At 53.8% G+C, this 19,806-nt stretch carries 14 protein-coding genes; 2 read left to right on the forward strand and 12 right to left on the reverse strand.

The window, feature by feature from the left end:
* Positions 1–212: 212 nt before the first annotated feature.
* Both DFER_RS10530 and DFER_RS10535 read left to right on the forward strand, forming a co-directional pair.
* Complete coding sequence (locus DFER_RS10530; protein WP_015811613.1) at positions 213–1,475, forward strand: ribulose-bisphosphate carboxylase large subunit family protein; 1,263 nt, start codon at positions 213–215, stop codon at positions 1,473–1,475.
* Entirely contained in the window at positions 1,472–2,857 is a 1,386-nt protein-coding gene (locus DFER_RS10535; RefSeq protein ID WP_015811614.1) for a four-carbon acid sugar kinase family protein, read from the forward strand. Before DFER_RS10530 ends, DFER_RS10535 begins: the two co-directional genes overlap by 4 nt.
* 3 nt (positions 2,858–2,860) lie before the next feature.
* Here DFER_RS10535 and DFER_RS10540 read toward each other — a convergent pair whose 3' ends face one another.
* From DFER_RS10540 to DFER_RS10595, 12 genes are all read right to left on the reverse strand, one after another.
* Positions 2,861–4,177, reverse strand: coding sequence for a bile acid:sodium symporter family protein (locus tag DFER_RS10540; protein WP_015811615.1), 1,317 nt, complete (start codon positions 4,175–4,177; stop codon positions 2,861–2,863).
* A 2-nt stretch (positions 4,178–4,179) separates the two neighbouring features.
* Positions 4,180–4,848: an aspartate/glutamate racemase family protein gene (locus DFER_RS10545; RefSeq protein WP_015811616.1), complete on the reverse strand. Its 669-nt coding sequence runs from the start codon at positions 4,846–4,848 to the stop codon at positions 4,180–4,182.
* Between the two features lie 190 nt (positions 4,849–5,038).
* Complete coding sequence (locus DFER_RS10550) at positions 5,039–6,625, reverse strand: DUF5060 domain-containing protein (RefSeq protein ID WP_015811617.1); 1,587 nt, start codon at positions 6,623–6,625, stop codon at positions 5,039–5,041.
* A 2-nt stretch (positions 6,626–6,627) separates the two neighbouring features.
* Positions 6,628–8,139 carry an FGGY family carbohydrate kinase gene (locus DFER_RS10555; RefSeq protein ID WP_015811618.1) on the reverse strand — a complete coding sequence of 504 codons (1,512 nt, stop codon included), beginning with the start codon at positions 8,137–8,139 and terminating at the stop codon, positions 6,628–6,630.
* A 130-nt stretch (positions 8,140–8,269) separates the two neighbouring features.
* On the reverse strand, positions 8,270–8,578 hold the full coding sequence (locus DFER_RS10560; protein WP_015811619.1) for a hypothetical protein: 309 nt from the start codon (positions 8,576–8,578) through the stop codon (positions 8,270–8,272).
* 30 nt (positions 8,579–8,608) lie between these two features.
* Positions 8,609–8,830, reverse strand: coding sequence for a hypothetical protein (locus tag DFER_RS10565; protein ID WP_015811620.1), 222 nt, complete (start codon positions 8,828–8,830; stop codon positions 8,609–8,611).
* Positions 8,831–8,929: 99 nt separating this feature from the next.
* A complete protein-coding gene (locus DFER_RS10570) occupies positions 8,930–11,284 on the reverse strand; it encodes a DUF5703 domain-containing protein (RefSeq protein ID WP_015811621.1) in 2,355 nt (784 codons plus the stop codon).
* 29 nt (positions 11,285–11,313) lie between these two features.
* Positions 11,314–12,198, reverse strand: coding sequence for a sugar phosphate isomerase/epimerase family protein (locus DFER_RS10575; protein WP_041734940.1), 885 nt, complete (start codon positions 12,196–12,198; stop codon positions 11,314–11,316).
* Between the two features lie 10 nt (positions 12,199–12,208).
* Entirely contained in the window at positions 12,209–13,294 is a 1,086-nt protein-coding gene (locus tag DFER_RS10580) for a sialidase family protein (RefSeq protein WP_015811623.1), read from the reverse strand.
* Between the two features lie 78 nt (positions 13,295–13,372).
* The gene (locus DFER_RS10585) at positions 13,373–14,836 is read right to left on the reverse strand and encodes an MGH1-like glycoside hydrolase domain-containing protein (RefSeq protein ID WP_229206229.1); all 1,464 of its coding nucleotides are present in this window, start codon (positions 14,834–14,836) and stop codon (positions 13,373–13,375) included.
* An 86-nt stretch (positions 14,837–14,922) separates the two neighbouring features.
* The gene (locus DFER_RS10590) at positions 14,923–18,084 is read right to left on the reverse strand and encodes a DUF6298 domain-containing protein (protein ID WP_229206230.1); all 3,162 of its coding nucleotides are present in this window, start codon (positions 18,082–18,084) and stop codon (positions 14,923–14,925) included.
* 7 nt (positions 18,085–18,091) lie between these two features.
* Complete coding sequence (locus DFER_RS10595) at positions 18,092–19,789, reverse strand: pectate lyase family protein (RefSeq protein WP_015811626.1); 1,698 nt, start codon at positions 19,787–19,789, stop codon at positions 18,092–18,094.
* Between the last annotated feature and the right edge of the window lie 17 nt (positions 19,790–19,806).

The raw sequence follows: 19,806 nt of genomic DNA on the forward strand, positions 1-19,806 counted from the left end.
TTTTATTTCTTTTATATTCTAATTTTTACGAAAAATAGGAACAATTTTACTTATAAAAAATATCCGCAAGTATTTTATGACTTATTTTTATAAAAAATTGTTGAAAACCACTTTTTGTCACTAGTCGGTGCATAAATAATCGGAGTTTGGTATACCAAATCGAACTAAAAAGCAATACATTCGTAAGCATACATTAGTATATCAGGAAACAAATGGAAAGAATAACAGCGAGATATTACATCGAAACCCCATACGCAGTTGAAAAAGCAGCCGCTGTGCTCGCAGGCGAACAGTCCTCGGGGACGTTTGTGGCAGTCCCGGGCGAAACGGAAGAACTCAAAAACCGCTTCGCGGCGCGGGTGGAGCTTATCGAACTCCTGGAAACCGTTTCCGAACCGGCCATTCCGGGCGCATCCTCGCCCGACGGACAATACCGGCGCGCCCATGTGGAAGTTTCCTGGTCGGTCGAAAACTTCGGCCATAACCTGCCCATGCTCGTTTCTACCTTACAAGGCAACCTCTACGAAATCACCCAGTTCACGGGCCTGAAACTCCTGGACATTCATTTCCCCGAAACCTATGCGAGCCATTACCGCGGTCCGCGTTTCGGCATCGGAGGCTGCCGTTCGCTCACTGGTGTGGACTCCGGCCGCCCGCTCATCGGCACGATCATCAAGCCTAGCGTAGGCCTCACGCCCGCACAAACGGCCGAAACTGTGGGAATTCTCGCCCAGGCAGGTATTGATTTCGTAAAAGATGACGAGTTGATGGCCTCCACGGCCAACTCACTATTCGAAGAGCGGGTGGACGCGGTGATGCAGGTAATCAACCGCCACGCCGACCGTACGGGCAAAAAAGTGATGTATGCGTTCAATATCAGTGATGAAATGGACGAAATGCTTCGGAAATACGAACATATCGTCCGGTCCGGCGGCACTTGCGCGATGATCAGCATCAACAGCACGGGACTTGCGGCGGCGAAACGCATTTGCGACATCGGCGAGCTCGCGATACATGGCCACCGCAACGGCTGGGGAATGCTCAACCGCCATCCCCTGCTCGGCATCGAATTCCCGGCTTACCAGAAACTCTGGCGCCTTGCGGGCGTGGACCAGCTGCACGTGAACGGCATCCGGAACAAATTCTGGGAATCGGACGACTCCGTGGTGCGCTCGATCGCATCTTGCCTGCATCACGCACCGCTGGATAAGCCGGTATTGCCGGTGGTATCTTCCGGACAATGGGGCGGACAGGCATTCGAAACCTACCGCCGCACGCAAACCACCAACCTGCTCTACATGGCCGGCGGGGGCATTATGGCCCATCCCGGCGGCCCCGCCGCAGGCGTAACCGCATTGCAGCAAGCCTGGGAAGCGGCCGTAGGCGGGCTAACCCTCGCCGAAGCGGCCCGCGACTATCCCGAATTCGGAAAATCGGTAGAAAAATTCGGCCAACTCCACTTCGACCGGGCATGAGCGCAAAAAATCTGCTTTTGGCCTTCTATGGCGACGATTTTACCGGCTCAACCGACGTCCTGGAAACCCTCGAACGCGCCGGCATCCGCACGGCGCTATTCATGGCGCCGCCCACGCCGGAAGACCTGGTCCGCTTTCCCGACATCCGGGCATTCGGCATTGCAGGCATGACGCGCGCCATGACGCCCCCGCAAATGGAGAAAACGCTTATGCCGGCATTCGCGGCGCTCAAAAAATCCGGCGCGCGGCATATTCATTATAAGGTTTGCTCCACATTCGATTCTTCACCTGCCATCGGCAGCATTGGCAAGGCCATTGAGGTGGGGATTGAAATGTTTAATCCGCGCTTCGTGTCGCTGATCGTCGCGGCGCCCGCACTGGGGCGGTACTGCGCGTTCGGGAACCTGTTTGCACGGATGGGCATCGGCAGCAACGGCCACATCCACCGGCTCGACCGCCATCCAAGCATGAGCAAGCACCCCACCACACCAGCCGACGAGGCCGATCTGCGGCTGCATTTGAGCAAACAAACCTCAAAAACCTGCGGATTGCTCGATATTCTGCAAATTGAAGGCGAGCCGCGGGAAGCGGCCGCTGCGCTCGAAAACACGGTTCGGGAGAACGATATTGTGCTTTTCGACGCGCTATACCCGCACCAGATGTTACGCATCGGCGAGCTGATCGATCCTTTCGGTAGTCCGAACGCACCGCAGTTTTCCGTCGGCTCATCGGGCGTTGAAATGGCGCTTACGGCCTGCTGGAATAATGCCGGCATCGCACGAAACCGCACCGAATGGCCCGAACCCGGCGAAGTGTCGCCGCTGCTTGTCGTATCGGGCAGCTGCTCCCCCGTCACATCCCGCCAAATCACCTACGCACTGGCGCGGGGTTTTGAAGAAATTGCGCTGGACACCCCCGCTATCGCAACCGGAATGCATGATCCGACCTTCGCTGATGATACACAAAAGGTCGTCGAATTCTTGCGTCGCGGGCGGAGCGTGATCATACACACCAGCAAAAGCACGAAGGATGAACGTTTCACGGCATCCAATAATATCCTCAAAAACAAGGGATTATCTGCAACTGAAATTCAAACCCGCACTTCTTCCCTTTACGGCGAAGCGCTCGGCCGCATTGCCCGCGCGGCAATGGCCAGCATTTCAGTCCGACGGCTGGTCATCGCCGGGGGCGACACATCCGGTGCCGTCGCCAAAACATTGGGTATCAACGCCCTTTCGATGATTGCCCCCCTATCGCCCGGAGCACCACTATGCCGCGCACACGCCCCCGGCTCCCCGGCAGACGGCCTGGAAATAAATTTCAAAGGCGGACAAGTTGGCGGCGAGGACTATTTTGAAGTGCTGAGAAGAGGGAAGTTTTGAATTTCACATTGATTGCTCCTTAATACCTTCAATTTCAGTCTCTTTTTCCGGCTCTGAGTTCGTTTTCCTTCGCCAGTAGTTAGCCAGAATGGAGCCGGAGATGTTCATCCATGGGCTGAAAACGGCTGCGGCTAGCCCAACGGTGCCTAGTTTACCCATCGTACCGGCCAGGCCGGAGGCCATGCCGCCGTTTTGCAAACCTACTTCAAATGCCATCGTTCGCGCGGAGGCCTTGTCGAGGCCCAGGAGCCTGCTCAGCCAATAGCCGAAGAAATAACCGGCCGAATTGTGGACCACGGAGACGAAAAAGAGCAGAAACCCGACCTGCATCAGGTTATCGCGCCCGGCGGCGGTGGTTACAGTGGTGAAGTAAATGATGCCGAACATAGAAACGTAAGGCATGTGTTTATCGAGATTTTTAAATGATAATGTGATTAAATGATAGCCCAGCCCCACCAGCACGGCGCCTGCGAAGAATGACAATACTTCGAGCGATTGCAAAACCGGCTCGGACACCGCCTGCGCAAACCACGCCCACAAGCCTAATGTCAGCGCGCCTAGCCAGGCCAAACACGCGAACGCTAAGCCATAAACGTTTCGCCGCGCGCGACTGGTTGCGGTTTTGAGGAAGTCATGGATGAGCGCCGCTCCGATGGGCACAATCACGATTTTGATAATCTCCATCATCATGTCCAGAAACCGGATATGGATGAGCGTTCCTGCGAGCATTTTCATGAGGAACGGCGTCAGAAACGGGGCAGCCAGGGTGGTCATGGCCGTCACCGCGACGGACAGCACGAGGTTTGCCCGGGCAATGAATACCATCACGTTTGAAGCCAGACCGCTCGAACAGGAGCCGAGCAAAATGATCCCGGCCGCGATCTCGGGATCGAAATGGAAGATTTTGGTCAATGCAAAACCGGTTAGCGGCATAATGGTGAAATGGCTGCAAAGCCCGATGAGCACGCCCTTACCGGACGTGGCCAGCTCGGAGAAGTCCCGCAGGCTCATTTGAATGCCCATTCCGAACATTACAAACTGCACCACGATAAGTATCAGCCATTTGTTGCGCAGGTCGAAGTCGCCTGCATGAAGAAAAGATTCCGGGTATGTCATTCCCGCCACCACCGCGGCGACGATCCAGGCTGTGTATTGATACCCTTGTAAAAACGGGATAGCCCCAATACCGATAGCGCATGCCACTGCCGTTCCCAATGCCGCGGCCGCGATTAAATCGCCGGCGTTTGTCAGCCATGCAAATAGCAGGAATGCGAAGCCAATTCCCGCAAGCAGCAAGCAAATCTTCCTGATTATCAACATAATTACACCTGATTAATCACCGATGCCAGGTACCGGACCGCCTCCGGTGGACTGGCCAGGATCGGAACGGTCCGCTCCGCCTCTGAAAGCGTATCCACCACCCGGGCCATGGACGCCTGCGCGAGCAGGATCACATCTACCTGGGCCGAAAGTTCGCGCAGCGCCTGGGCGACCATTTGATCGTGCAATGCGGGATTTCCACCCATCAACGCCTCGAAAGCGCCTTCGCACAACCGGCTCGTTAGTACGATTTCCTTGCCGGCTATCCGGGCGCGGCGCTGTACAAGGTCCGCCGTGGGTTCGAGCGTGGTCGGCAGAGTGGCCACTACGCCTATCCGCCTGCCTTTCGACACCGCCATATCCGCCATCGGCTGATCCACGCGCAACACCGGCACCGACACGAGTGCCGCAGCCGCTTCCACCGCCCGACCGATGGACGAGCATGTCACCAGAATCCGGTCAGCCCCGGCCTCCTCCGCCGACGCTACATGGTCGACAACACGCCGGGCCGTCGCCGGCAGCAGTTTACCATTGGCAATTACATCCTTAATCAAGCTGTCGTCTACGATATTGAACACGTTTACACCCGGCAGATGCTCATTACACAATTGCTGAAAAATCGGCACGAGCGTAGCCGAGGTGTGGATCAGGCCTAATTTCGCTGGTTTCATGTAGGAAGTTTTCGGAAAAGTCGGGATTGAACTTTCGGTTGACACAAATGAATGATTTTCGTTTGCATTCTAATTCTTTCGAAAATTAACTAAATCAAATCGCATTAAAAAGCAAAACCCAAAAAAAGACCGGACATGATCCGGTCTTTTTAATCCTTTACTATCTATGTTAACCAATCAAAAGTCGTGATCACTCCCGGTACTCTTTAATCCGCAAGGCCAGGTATGGCGTCATCGGCAGGCGGATCGACGTTCGCTTTTTATCAAATATGCGATAGTCGGTTGTTTCGGCGATTTCGAATATCTCCGGCCGCTCATCGATGGTCATATTCCAGGTATCGATCACCTCCACCTTGAACTTTCGCCCCGTTTTCGGTCCGCCTTTGCGCGGCAGGCTGAATTCCCATTCCGGCTGCATGTTTTTACCAAAATAAACGAGGTAATAGCTGCTATCGGCACGGGAGGTGTGATGGTCTTTCCAAGGGTCGGACAGTTCGAGCGGCCCCGGCGCTTCTTCCAGGATTTTCTTCAAAAATCCTATTCGCTTCGGACTGCTGCCGATCAGCCTTCCTCCTTTTGCCCAAAAAATCGTGTCGCCTGCATTCTTGTAGGTTTCCCCGTGCGTCACATACGTGCCCGCAATCACGCCTTGCCAGAATGCCTCCGTCATTTCCTCGCCGCTCAAATGCCCCCATCGCTGCTGCAAATCGCCTTCGTAACACACCTCATCGTACACCATCGGTTTGAAAAACACATCCCTCAGCAAGGTAGCGCGGCCAAAATCTTCGACCGTGGAGCCGTTTTGAATGCTTACGTGCGTGTATTCGGGCTTCCAGTTGTCATAATAAACGCTCCCGTTATGGATCGAACAAAGATGGCCGTACGGATCGGCGCTAACGACAGCCTTCGTGTAATCATCCCAGTCGGCGCGCGGCTTCGTTTTCACATAGTCGAACTCGTTCGCCAACGACCACCACACGTTGCGGAACGATGCCAGCCGGGCGGTGAGATAGCGGATGTATTTTATATCGTTCTCTTTACCAAGACTGTCAAATCCCCAATGACCCTTATCGTAGGGATGGAAAATGATCACATCGGCTTCAATTCCCAGTTTTTTAAGGTCGTCTATCCGCTTTTCTAGGTGTTGAAAAAATGCCGGCTCGAACCGTGAGAGGTCCCATTGAAACTTCGGTTTTCCCTTCACATCCTTTGTTTCCGACTTTTTCACGTACGGATAAAACGGCGGCTCGTTTTCGACGTGCGAGTAATATTTTGGAAACACACACATTCTCACCTTGTTAAAAGGCGCATCGGTGAGGGTTTTCAATGTAATTTCTTCTAATCCTTCCGGCTGGTGCGTCCACGCGTAAAGTGTTGTACCAAAGGGATAATAGCGTTTTCCATCCGCATACTTAAAATGATATGTATCAGCCACTTGTACAGGACCATGATTATCCGGGCCTGGCTCAATGCAGGTAAACGAGCCGGTTTTGCCATTCAATGGCTTACTGTTACTCGTGGTTTTGTATTTCCATTCGCCCGTTTGCTTCGGCATGAAACGAATTTTGTACAGTCCGTTCCCGTCGTAAAAACCAGCCACTTTCACTTTTTCTTTACCGCTGGAAAACTCCGCCGATAAATTTACGTCGGCAAACGGGTTGCCCGTTTGTGGCCCGGGGAGTGTCAGTTCGAAGCGCTCCCAACGTTCTACGCGTTCCTGCGCAAAAGCGGAAACCGCAGCCCAAAGAAAAACAAAAAGGAAATAACCGTATTTCATAATCAATGTGTTACACAAATTTGAGGCGCACTACTCACCGCTTCCTGCCAGCCGCGGTAAGCCGCCTTCACCGCCTCGTTGTTCACTTTCGGTGCTACCGAAGAATGGTTTTCACTTAATTTTTGCAAATATTCAATGCCTGGATAAACGCCGGAATACAAGCCCGAAAGATAAGCCGCACCGAGAGCGGAAACTTCGGGAAAACCAAGGTTCACGACCGGCTTTTCAAGCAGATCGGCCAGCATCTGTACGACGAAATTATTGGAGGTCAACCCTCCGTCGATCTTCAATTCACGCAACGCAATGCCGGTATCCGACTCCATGGCCACGATCACGTCCTTGATCTGGAAAGGGATGGATTCGAGGGCAGCGCGCACAATATGATTCTTGTTTGAATTGAATGTCAGACCGGTAATGGACGCCTTGCGGTTCATATCCCAGTGCGGCGCGCCAAGTCCGCTAAACGCCGGCACCAGGTACACCCCGCCGCTGTCTTTCACCGATCGCGCCATTGCCTCCGTCTCCCGAATGTCGCTGAACAGTTCGAGATGGGTTTTGAGCCATTCGATTGTCGCTCCGCACGTTACGATCACGCCTTCCAGCGCGTATTCTACCCTTTCGCCTGCACTCCAACCGATCGTTGTGACCATTCCCTGCTGCGATGGCTTCGGCTCAGGACCGATGTTCATCAGAATGGACGAACCGGTGCCCAAGGTCGCCTTGGCAATTCCCGGCCCAAAGCACCCCTCGCCAAAAGCGGCGGCATGCGAGTCGCCGATCATCGCGGTGATAGGTATTGCCTCTGGAAACAGACCGTTAAAATCCGTTTCACCAAAATGCGACGATGACGACTGAATATCAGGCAAATGCAATCCTTCCAGCCCAAATACACTGATCAATTCCGCGTCCCACGAAAGCGTTTCCAGGTTAAAAAACAGCGTCCGCGACGCGTTGGTATGATCCGTGAGATATGCTTTCCCATTGGTGAGTTTATGCAGCAGCCATGTATCGACGGTCCCAAAAAACGCATTTCCCCCCGCAACCGCCGTTTTCACGCGTTCATTATGAAGGTTCAGCCATATCACCTTGGACCCTGAAAAATAAGGGTCGGCCAGAAGGCCCGTTTTCTGCCGGATCATTTCTTCCAGACCCTCCGCACGCAACTGCTCGCAGACGGCCGTCGACCGTTTACATTGCCAAACCACCGCATTGTGCAGCGGCGCGCCCTTGTTATCCCAAAGCACAAAAGTTTCCCGCTGATTTGAAATACCGCACGAACGGATATCCTCTATACGTCCTTCTTTGGACGTGAAATCCGCCACGCATTTGGCAACCGACTTCAATACATTCTCATAAATCTCTTGCGGGTCCTGCTCTACCAGCCCGCCATCGAGGTACATGGTGTGCAGCGGCTCGCTGCCGCGCGCCACAACCTTTCCCTTATCATTAAAAATGACGGTTTTGGTACTACTCGTACCCTGATCGATCGCCAGCACAAATGGGCCGTTCAACATTCCCGAAGCCTTGTTTTGAACTCGTTAAACTCTCCTTACTTTATAAAAACAAAGAAAAGAAAAACAATCGAAAACAAAGCTAAAAAATATTGATTTATTTATGTGATATATTGCCTTGGGTGCAATTTCTCTACTTTGAGCACATTACTTTAAACTTAGAGACGATATTCTTCAACGCCACCACAACCATCATTAAACCTCCTAAGGCCAGAAAGGCCAGGTCGGTCTTCAAGTCCGGGCGACAAATTGTGACGTCGAACGACATGTAGACAATTTTTACAGCTGAGCAAATCGCGATGAAATCGAAAAACACAACGGCTATCTCCCGTTCCTGCAAGCTCTGAACGCCTCGCTTTATTGCTGTAAAAATGATATATGACAAGCAGCCAATTAAACTAATAGCCATTGAAATGACATACTGATTGAAATACTTTTCCATACAATCATCAGATAGTAACGATGATTGCAATCAATGGCAAAGCGTCCTTTTGGACGATTTATCAAGCCCCCCTGCGTTTTTAGTTTCCTCAGGAGCCGATGACGATTTTTCAAGGCCTATACCTAGCCCAGCGCCCAACACGAAGCCTGTAATGGCGCCCACGGGGCCAAATATTGTACCGAAACTGCCGATAGCCATCCCTACAATGAGCGGCAACGTCAATTCACTTTTCCTTTCTGATTTTGTGTTCATTATTAAGTGCGCGGTTTAAGTTGACGAAATACTTTGTTGTTGCCAAAGCTACCATCATTCCAAAATCTTATCAAGTCACCAGGCCAACTTAAACGTTTGTTACCGTTTGATGTCGGATAACCCACATTTAGAGCATATTAAATCGCCCCGGCGCTCCACCGGCGTCACTTTCAGATTCACCATTTTACCGCCTTTCCATTCGCCTTCCACTACCGTATTTTTAGGCGCGTGAAGTTTGAAGCGGACGTCCCAGCTATCTGGCCATGCGGGAAGGATGTAAATCGAATCGCCGTGCGTTTGCATGAGCATTTCCTGCAAACCGATCATGCCGGAGCCGCCCCAGTTGTGGTCGGGCACCCAATCGTGGCCGGGGCCCCAAAAGGCGGGAAAGCGGCGGCCTGAGTCCTGAAGTTTCTTGATCGTCAGCGCGGCGGCTTCATCGGTAAGGCCCAGGCGTGCGCAAAAAATGCCGTCCTGATGCCAGCTGGTGTGGTTGCGGTTTTTGATGGCTTCGGTGTCGTATTTCCAGGTGTTGACCGCCGTTTCGAGGTCGGGCTTGCCGATTCCGTACATTCCGTAGGGATATACCGGGTAAAGCTGCGGGATTTCGGTGTTCTGGATGCGTTCCCACGCCTGCGCGGGCGCAATCGTGCGATGCCCCTGCATTTCGCGGAAGCTGATCGGCGGTATCCGCCGCTGCATTTCCTTCCAGCGTGTCCGTTGCGCCTCGCTGCCGTATGGCGCCGGCAATGCAAGCATTCTTTCGAGCACGGTTTTCAGGCCGGCCACGGTCGTTACCGAATTGTAGGCCATTTTATAGGTTTCGGCCGCACTGCCGGGGAATAGCACCAGATGGCCGTTCTGATCGAGCTTGGCGGCGCTGCGGCGGGCGGCGAGGTACTGGTAATGTTCGTCGAAAAACACCACGCAGCTTTCAATGAGGGGCAAATAAGCCGAAATGTCCGCGCCGGTGAAATGCTGCTGATCGAGGATCATCAGGCAAAATTCCAGCGACGTATCCCACAGGTATTCCAGCCATTTATTGTATTCGAGTCCCGGATCGAAACCTTCCGGACGCTTGGAGCTGTATTCCGCATAGTTGGGCAAACCAAAATTCTCGATTTGCTCGGTAAAGGAGGCGCCATTGTGGCCCCAGTAGTGCTGTGTGCGCGTTTCGGCGTTTCCTAAAATGCGTTGGTAAAATTCGAATTGCGGCTTCATCATATCAAAATCGCCGCTTTTGAGCATTGGCCAATATACAAGCCGCTGATTCTGAGCCGTGAATATCCCGCCGCCCCAGTTCCGGTGATCGGCGCTGAAATGGTAAGAAGTGTCGACAAAAACCGGGTCGTATGTGAACAGTCCGCCATTGAATTTCGTAGGATAACTGCCAAACGCGTTGCAACCGAGCATGTAACGGAATAGCTGATAGTTCCGGCCGACCTGCCAAACCGCCGACGCGCTGTCTTTTTTATCGGCATTCAATGCAATATGGCTCCGCTGCCAGTATTGCTTCCACCATTCGATCGTTTTAGTATGCGCCAGCTTTTCAACTTTGCGAGCTTTTACGACAGTCGTCCAAAGCGCCTTTTTCCAAACGGCCACATTGGGCTGTTGATCGGTATGCAGATAAATGCTCAACCGGATGTTTTTGGAGGTCGATTTTGTCTTCAACCCAAATCCCCTGAACGCAGCATCCGCATATTTGCCATTCGCCACCGTCGGATCGGCTACCATGTTCGGACCGCCCATCCAGCCGCCATAAGTCAGGTTTTTGAGCGGGTTCCAAAGCGTCGGCTTCACTGCATCAAGCTTCTGCTGACTCACGATGACATCAAAAATCGTCGAATCGCGGTTCTGGTGATAGAACAGCACCCCGTTGTCCTCGTGCCGGACGCTGTCGGGAAAAACGGCGATTTTCGGTGCGGCCCATTTATAGGAACTCGCACTTCTCGCATTGCCTTTCAGCTCGCCAGGGCCCGTCCGCCAGCTTTCGTACCACGCCTGCGCCGCCACCGGGGCGCTGCTTTCCGCTTCGACATGGATAACCGGACTGAAAACATCCACCCAAACTTTTAACTTGGCGGTCAGTTTGCCCTTTTTACCGGTTATTGCTACATATCCTTCGTTCAGCTTCAACTCTTGCTGAAAGCTCTCGCCATTATCGAACGGATTCGGTGAAAGCCTCACCCGCACGCGGCCAAGCTTAGGCATGACATTATTTTCATCAAAAATGCCGCTGCGCGAAACGTAGAATAGCAAATCGCCATTTTCCACCCACACATTCAGCCCGACATCGCCGCCTCCGCAAGGCATCGATTCGCCGGAATTCTTACTTTGGGTATCCCATTTCAAATTGTACTGTTCAGGCGAAAAGTCCTGTGTAAAGGCATTTGAATGGCCTATTAATAGCAATAAAACGAGAACAAACCGGTAAAAGCGAATCAAGGGCATGGACGATCAGATAAATATTCAGCACGTTATCACGACTGAAATACGGTCTTCATAAAAGCGGTATTCGCGCTGAAATTACCTTTTACATCGCGCGGCTTGCTGGCATCGCGCGACCGTTCGATCACTAGCCAGCCTTTCCAGCCCATTTTATCGAGCGTCGCCTTTACCTTTTTCATGTCCAGCCGCGTGTTGTTTTGCAGCCACACGCCGTCCTCATCGGTGCAATGGATCTGGCAAATGCGTTTTTTACCCAAAATGCGCAGCTCTTCGCAAAGGTCGCGGCCTTCTTTGAGCGGGTTCGAGAAGTTGAAATAGATCCGGATGTTTTTAGAGCCGATCTCTCTCAGTAATTCCACCTCTCCTTTCGCGTCGAGCGCGGTCTCAATCCCGATTACTACGTCCGCTTTTTCAGCCATTTTGCCCACAGCTTTAAGCCGCTCCACGATCGCGGGCCGCAATTCCGGGTTTTTGACCAGATCTCCCTGAATACCGAGCGGCAAAAATGCAGTTTTAATGCCCATTGCCTTCATGGTTTCGATGCAGTCGCCGACCATTTTCTCGGCGCCGTCCCGTTTCGCGAACGATTGGGCATAAAATCCCGTCATAGCCAGCGAGCAGATTTCCAGGTTCAGTTCTTTGGCTTTATCGAGGTATTGCTGGCGCACGGCGGGGTCGGCGAGCCTGTTGTCGAACGTCGGCCGGTTGCCCAGGCCGCCCATATCCACTTCCAGCCCGTCGGCACCGATCTCGCCGGCGAGCGGTAATGCGCTCAGTTTCTGTCTTTTCAGGATCATCAGGTCGATCACGGCAATCTTATACCGCGACTTTTGGGAAGGGCTCAGCGCCGCCCACGACGAAAACGGCAGCGTGGCCATTGCGGCAGCGCATGCACTTAAAAAGCTTCTTCTTTTCATGATTTCAAACTCAAATAGGCCACTGTTCTTCCACGATCGCCTTGCCTTTCAGCTTCGACGGGTCGATTTTCACGTGCTTGATCCGCTGGCGGCGCCACGTGTACACAATGTGCACCATACCGTCAGTAGACTGAATCACAGACGGATACGAATACTGACTGATCGGTGAATCCTCCAAAATCAGCACGGCTTCCCAGTTCTTCCCGTCTTTGGAAACCGCCACATTCAAAGGCGTACGCGGTCCTTTCGGCTGACCTGCCGGCGGCTTTACGTGATTGTACACCAGTAGTTGCCGGCCATCTTTCAATGTCACGGCATCGGTGCCCGAGTTATTATTCGGCAATGCAGAAGGTCCCACTTCCGACCATGTTTTCCCACCGTCTTTCGACCACGATTCGACGATCGAACGGCTCTGGCTCCGGCATAGGATCTGCATATCTCCGTTAGCGTAGGTCAGCAAACTTGGCTGAATGGCCTTGATCGTCTTTCCATCGTTCAGCGGGCCTACCTTCCGCCAGGTTTTGCCAAAATCCGGTGTTACCTCGAAATGCAAGCGCCAGCCGCCTTCCCCCTCGGTGCTCGACGGGCACCAAAGCTCGCCGTTCGCTAACAGCACCGGCTTATTTTTCACCGGTCCCAAATAGCCTTCCTGCAACGCCGTTGGCTTCGACCACGTTTTACCATTGTCTTTGGAAGTGATCAAAAAGCCCTTCCAGCCGGCCACATTGGGCCCTACCTTGTAAAAAAGCATGAGTTCTCCCTTCGGAATCTGGTACAAAACCGGGTTCCAGCACGCGTAGCGGAGCTTTTCGTTCACTACGCCATTCGCTACCTCCACGGGCGCCGTCCATTTATCATTTTCCAAACGGCTCACCCAAATGCCTACGTCCGGATTACGCTCTTTCGTGCCGCCAAACCACGCCGCAACGAGCCCTGCGGGCGTTTCTGCGATGGTCGACGCGTGGCTTTCGGGGAATGGGGCCGTTTCAAAAATGTTCTCGTCGACGAGAATGCCCTCCTTGAAAGTCTGTGCATGTACGGGCAATGTGAACAGCGCCGCGCCGCAGAAAAGCCATTTTATTAAAGTTTTTCGCATTTGAATGTAGGTTAATGCTGGTTTTGGATTGATTTAAGTGCTGAATATCGAATGCGGATTTGAACGGAAATACAGCCGCTAAGGCTCGATTAAAATCTTCGAAATCCGTTCGGACGAGCCGGCTTTTTTACCGTTTACAAATACCTGCAAGCCTTTGCCTTTTTTGTAATGGCTGCCGTCGCGGTCCCAGAGGATCGTGAGGCGCTTGCCGTGGTAAAGCACGTCGTCGAGGCAAAACCAGTCCCATTTATCCTGCGGTATGAGCGGGTTTACCTCGATCACCTCGTCCGCACGCGGGCGCAGCCCCACAAGTCCGGTGATAATCAGGTCGTTGAACGTCGAGTGGTTGTAGTACCGGCTCCGCTCCTGGTCGCCTTTGAGCCAGTAACCGGTTTTTTCGTCCAGGTATTCGCCGATGTAGGGCTTCCCTCGGTAATACTGCGACTCCACGTATTTTTCCAGCAGGCCAAAATACGTCGTGTCCGCAACTACTTCCGGCTTTGGCGCATTGAGGCGGTTGGCGAGGCCGGTCAGCGTTTGCGCCGTTGCAAATGGCCACACCGCCCCGTCCCATTCGCATTGGCAGCAGCCGTGCGTGCGGAACCCGGGGTGGCGTCGCTCGGCGGTTGTTAGCCCGAATGGCGCATTAAAACCCGTTGGATCAGCCACTTGCTTCCAGGCTCCATCATATTTTTCATCGGGGATATCGAAATACCACGGAATAAACCCGGTCGCCTCTTTCACACCCGCAAAAGGGCCTTTGCCCCGCTTCTTTACTGTTTCGAAGAAACTGCTATCCGCATTCCATAACTTACTATCAATGAGCCTTTTCAAGGTATCCGCCTTGGCCGCGTACAGCTTCGACATTCCATCGTCACCTTTCAATGCGGCCATCGCCGACAGCGCCTTCGCGTTGCCGTACATATAACTGTTGATCGTCGGACGCGCATTCTGCTCCCGCCGGCCGCCGCTCAGCGACTCTTCCATGCCGTCCTTTACGTCGGTTTGCCAGAAAAGGCCGCTTTCCGTGCGCCGGTCTTTCTCCCACGCCTTGTATTCCGAATCCAAATCAGGCAGCATATCGAGCAGGTACGCCTTATCCTGGGTCACTTTGTAGCGGTTGTATAATGCGTCGGCGGTCCAGCTGCTGAAATTGAGCAGCTTTTTCATGCGCCCGCCTTCGTTCCCGCGGAACCACACGTGCACATTGTCGTTCAGATAACGCTGATCGTGCAGCCAACGGCCTTCGTAAATGTGATGGCCGAGGGCGCAACTGATCATATTATATTTATCTGCATAATTCCTGTTGACAATAAATTCGGTGATCACAAAGCCCTGCGGCGTGTTGTGAATGTGCTTCCGGTAGGTCCACCAGCGGTAGTAATATATTTCGCGGAAATTATCCTGCGGACAGTCGAACAGCGGCACATTGGCTTTCATCCATTCCCACGACTGCGCGTTAGGGATCGCATTTACCTTGTTTTCATCCTCCATCCGGTTGAAATACGTCACATGGTGCTTGTAATCCTCCGCTTTCAGCACCGCCGGTCCGGCCGCTTTTCGTGAACAACCGGTTAAGCCGAGTAATCCGGCGCAAATTATTGCAAAACCAATTTTTAAATACCCCATTACTTTTTCGAAAACCAATAGATAACCGGATCACTCCCCTGGGAAGTCAATGACATTACTTTTCCACCTTTAATTCGCTCAGCTTTTCCTAAAACCGCCCCCGTTCGTGCATTGATACGCTGCAATTGATAATTACCAGTGAATCGCGTCAGGTCCGCTTGCAAAGCCGCATTAGCCGACTGATAAATGACCAACCCCTCGCCTGCTTTGGCCAGGACATAATGCTGATTATCCTGCGGTTCCGTTTTCAGCTGAAAAGGCTCCATTCCTGAAACCGCTTCCAAAAACCCTTTCGGCAATGCCGGCACCGCGCTCACGGAACCGCCCGCAAGCAGCACTGCCCAGGCATGCTGCTCCGCGCCGTTTGCATTGTAAAGCACCGCTTTTCCAGGAAATTTTTGCCTGTATTCCAAAACCGCGTCATACACTGAGCCGAACGACACCTTACCCGTTTTCTGAATGCGCGCATGCTGGCGCGGCGCGAGGTTTTTACCGCCTTCCGGCGCATATTCGGTGCCGTTTTCGCGACGGAACCAGTAGCGGATATCAATGATATCCACTAACGCCGCATATTTGGGATCAGCCAGGATCGCATCCTGAACGTCCTTCGTCGTGCTCAACGCCACCCATGCATTTTTGCCCTTTTCCCGCTCCCATTCCCCGATCACATCCAGCCAGAACTGCACGAAATGCAGCGGGCCGGTATACTCAGCACTCACAAACTGGATGACACTGCTTTGTCCGGCGAAATTATCGAGGCATTGGCGGATGTAGGCCCGGTGCAATGCCTTCCGCTGCGGGTGGCTGATGTCATAAAACTGATCGGCGATAAAAATCCGCTTGTCGCCGGCATAAGGCGGCGGTTCGGGAAAGCCCACCTGATTGATATTGTTGGCCGTCCGCCACGGAAAATCCGCATAATGCGCACCGGCTTCGAGGATATTGTGCTGGAAATAGTTCTGATGGTACAGCAACAGCCCCTTTTGGTCGGCCAGCGTCGCAAATTCGCGCAGGCGCGACCAGTACCATTCATTATAATGCTGCAAATCGTACTGGCTGAGGTCGTCCCAGGCCGCGCCCCGGCCGCTTCTCGCAAACGGCTGCTCGTAAAATGGCGGCCACGTCTCGCCGTCAATGCGGCGGATGCGCTCATGATCGTCGCGGCGGCGGTCGTACCAGAGGCCGTAATTGTGGTCCACCACGGCAATATGCTGCGCTTGAAGCGTGTCGGTCATCACCGGCAAATCGTCCGTAAAACCCTTGCCCACGCGCCCGGGCACGTAGCGGGTAATGTGCGGCTTGGCGGCGCCCACGTCGTGCGGACGGATGCTTCCGCGCCACCACGGAACCTCATGGCGCGCGCCGGTAACAAGTTCATTTCCATGCACGAGCCAGCCATTCCGGATCGCTAATGCAGGCGGTGTGTTAGTGTTTTTAGTTTGTACAAAACCGATTTCGTCAATGGATTTGACCGTCGGGGAAGCCACTGTAAGCGGGGTGCGCTCCGCGGCCTGATCGATCCATTCTGTCAATAAAATGGCGGGTTTGTGCGAGCCTTCCACGAGCGCTGCCGCCTGGTCGAGGCTGGGACTGCTGGATGCCTCCGTTTCTTTGGGCACCAGAAATGCGCCAGCCAAAACCTGCTTGCCCAGGCGCCCGGCCAATTGGGCAAAATACAGGCTGCGCGGCTGGATATGCTCATTCACATTCTCCCAAAAACCGTCCCCCGCAAAGGCCGCCCAGGCCCCGAATGCAAAGTTTTGCGCCCCCGGCGGTGCAAAATTCTCGATCCGTGACGCGTAACATTGCCAGAAAACGGAATTAGCGGCGGTCCATCCGGCACCCTGTCCGTCCTGACCCCTGTTGTTGAAACTCAATGCATGCCCATCCACATTCACAATATCAAACAGCACACCGGAAGCCCAGCTATCCGTGGCCCCGCTGAAACCGTTCGGTAACCTAGACTCGCATTGCACGAATGCATTCGGACCGGGCGCTACGTAACCTGTGGCAAAATCATGCAAGCCGTTTTCGGCGTAGCAACGCAAAAAAAGCGTCTGCCCGCCCTGGGTGAAAAACGTATTCCGCCGCTGCCCGGCAATCTCGGAAACCGGTTCCAGCGACTTGCAATCCTCCACGGTCACCTTCGACGCCGATTCATACACCGCCACGGCCGAGCCCGCCAAATGTTTAAATGTAACCTGCCTTACCCAGGCATTTTCAATGTTTTCGAACGTGACGCCCATCCAGCGATGGTTTTCGTCTTTCAGGTTTTTGGTGTCAAATGTCGATTCAATGCGGATGTTTTCAATCCCTACATGACTACTGCGGCCCGCCCATTGATAAGGCACGACAAAACCGCCGCCGAACTTTGCGTCCAGGGCCGTCGTGATGGGCGCGTCGATGGTAATGCTATTGCCGGAAACCGCCGTCACCGTCCGGTCCCAGGTAATATCGCGCTGCCCAGGTTTCCAGCCCAGCCAGCCCGTTTCCCCGCCGAATTCCTCCATTTTCAAGCTTTTGATCCACTCGGCAGTAGAAGGCCGCACCACGCGAATGCGGTCGCCAGTTTTGAGCGAACCTGCATTTTCAACCTCGAAATGCATGGCATTCACAGGCACATAACTATCCGTGACGCGCAGTTTAGGTTTTAAAACCACATTATTACCCCCTAAAACCCGGATCACCGTTTCCCGCGTCCGCCCGTCGCCCAGCAGCACCGTGCCGCCTACGCCGGAACCACGCAAAATCACACCTGACTTTTTAATGACGATACCTGACAAAATCCGATGCGTACCGGCACCCAGCAACACCGCGCCCCGCAAACCGTTCGGGTCCAACGGCAACGAACCCACATAGTCGATCGCCGCCTGAATGCGTGCCGTGGCGTCGCCTTCCCGGGCAGGCACCGTCACGCGGATGGGCGCGTCGGGGATTGCCTGCGCGCCGGCCATGTAGCCTGCGTACGAGAAATCGACGATGCGGTTGCCGAGCGAATCGGGGGTGTATGCCAGCCGCCCGTCTTCGGCCAATGCTATTGGAGAAGGCTTTTTCGGCTTTTTTTGCCCGAATGCAAGGGGCGCAAAAAGAAAATACAATCCTGCCAGCGACAGGATCGTATCGAATTTCATCACCTTAACCAAGTATCTCAGTCTTTCCAAAGCAATACTATTTTTGATTCGGCGCGCCTTTCAGCGAAGCCAGCGTGTCGTGGTTGTTTTTGGGATTTTTCCAGTCCATTTTCTTCTTCGGATCAATGCCGTTGATGAACTTCTCGATGTTGGAATACCCGTCGCCGCTCATGTCTTTCCGCGCGTCCGATGGATCGTTCGGGTTGAGGCCGTATTTCGTTTCCCAGTCATTCGGCATGCCGTCGTCGTCCGAGTCCGCGTAAGGCGTGCCCTTGTATTCAGGGTAACCTCCTACCTGCGAGATGTCTGTGATAATGCCGTTTTTGTAAGAATCGATCGGCAGGCGGCGGTGTTCGAATTGCTTCTCCGGCAATTTTACGTTATCCAGCGGATTGATCTTTCCTGTACGTACCTGCGTGGTCACGCGCGCATCCACGGGGTCGCGGCGCGGGAGCGTGGCACCTGCATTCGCGATCACGTAATCGAACGACTCCTTAGCGCTCATGATCGGGAATGCCGGCATCGGCAGCGGCTCATGCCAGCGGATGTTGTCGGTGTATTTGCCGGCATCGGGCCGGTCTTCCACCTGCACACCACCGGCCCAGTTGTTTTTGGTGACCTTGTCGTGGCCCTCCACGATGTTGCCATTCACGTAGGCACGACCGTACACCTGGTATTTCAGCTTGCTGCGGCCTGCTTCCGGTTTCAGGATGCGGTAGCCGATCGGTTCGTTTTTGGGTGTTTCGGGACCGGGCTTGAAGTAGTTGTTCACAATGTTGTACATCGCGCGGTAGTCGCCGCCATCTATCGATCGGTGCACCCAGTTGAACACCACATTGTTTACAAAATTAAATATCCCGTACCAGCCGATCGACGGGTTACGGCCCGCATTGTTGGCCCAGAGGTTGCGCATGAATGTGCAGTTCTCGCCGCCCAGCGTGCTGCCGAAGGAGTGGTTCCAGGTATCGAGTGTTTCGGAAAATATCGAATTCTGAATGGTAATGTTGACAGTCGGGAGTTTTTGTTCCTGCGCGCCGGTGCTGTCGTTGTACATATGGCGGTACATCGACATGTTTTCGTCCAGCCCCCAGCTCGCCGACACGTGGTCGATCATGATATTGCCGATCGGGTTGCCGCCGATGGAATCGTCGCGGCGGCCTACGAATGTCTCTCCGCGGCGGAAACGCATGTGCCGGATCACGACGTCGTGCGTATTGATCCACACGCTTTCGCCCGCCACGCACACGCCGTCGCCGGGGGCCGTCTGGCCAGCAATGGTTATGTAAGGCGCGCGGATGATGAGCGGCGTTTTCAAACGGATAATACCCGCCACGTTGAAGACGATAATGCGTGCACCACCCTGCTCACAGGCATCCCGTAAGGTACCGGGACCGCTGTCCGCCAGGCTTTTTACCACATACACCTTACCTCCCCGGCCGCCGAAACTGAATGCCCCACCGCCCTCGGCGCCCGGAAACGCGGGAATGTCCGACTGCGGCAGATCCACCGGCCGTGCCGCCCAGGGAATGTAGGGCTTGCCCTTTTTAGCCTCCGCTTCGATGATCGGCAATGCCTTCTGCCACGCGATTTCCGACTTGCGTTCGGCCTCAGCGAGGAGCGAATCGCTTGTTTTCTTCGCTGCCGAAGGGATTTTCGGGTACTGCGCGAATGCGGCGGAGCCGAATAAAAGGCCGGCTAATGCCAGTTGGAGTGAATGTTTGGGGATAGGATTCATTTGTGTATGCTTTGATT

Origin of the sequence: Dyadobacter fermentans DSM 18053 (assembly GCF_000023125.1) — a bacterium.
In the GTDB taxonomy this organism is placed as follows: domain Bacteria; phylum Bacteroidota; class Bacteroidia; order Cytophagales; family Spirosomataceae; genus Dyadobacter; species Dyadobacter fermentans.

Coding starts and splice junctions, on each gene's coding strand:
- DFER_RS10540 (WP_015811615.1), bottom strand. CDS start 4,177: ATGTTGATAATCAGGAAGATTTGCTTGCTGCTTGCGGGAATTGGCTTC.
- DFER_RS10550 (WP_015811617.1), bottom strand. CDS start 6,625: ATGAAATACGGTTATTTCCTTTTTGTTTTTCTTTGGGCTGCGGTTTCC.
- DFER_RS10535 (WP_015811614.1), top strand. CDS start 1,472: ATGAGCGCAAAAAATCTGCTTTTGGCCTTCTATGGCGACGATTTTACC.
- DFER_RS10560 (WP_015811619.1), bottom strand. CDS start 8,578: ATGGAAAAGTATTTCAATCAGTATGTCATTTCAATGGCTATTAGTTTA.
- DFER_RS10580 (WP_015811623.1), bottom strand. CDS start 13,294: ATGCGAAAAACTTTAATAAAATGGCTTTTCTGCGGCGCGGCGCTGTTC.
- DFER_RS10530 (WP_015811613.1), top strand. CDS start 213: ATGGAAAGAATAACAGCGAGATATTACATCGAAACCCCATACGCAGTT.
- DFER_RS10565 (WP_015811620.1), bottom strand. CDS start 8,830: ATGAACACAAAATCAGAAAGGAAAAGTGAATTGACGTTGCCGCTCATT.
- DFER_RS10555 (WP_015811618.1), bottom strand. CDS start 8,139: ATGTTGAACGGCCCATTTGTGCTGGCGATCGATCAGGGTACGAGTAGT.
- DFER_RS10595 (WP_015811626.1), bottom strand. CDS start 19,789: ATGAATCCTATCCCCAAACATTCACTCCAACTGGCATTAGCCGGCCTT.
- DFER_RS10575 (WP_041734940.1), bottom strand. CDS start 12,198: ATGAAAAGAAGAAGCTTTTTAAGTGCATGCGCTGCCGCAATGGCCACG.
- DFER_RS10545 (WP_015811616.1), bottom strand. CDS start 4,848: ATGAAACCAGCGAAATTAGGCCTGATCCACACCTCGGCTACGCTCGTG.
- DFER_RS10570 (WP_015811621.1), bottom strand. CDS start 11,284: ATGCCCTTGATTCGCTTTTACCGGTTTGTTCTCGTTTTATTGCTATTA.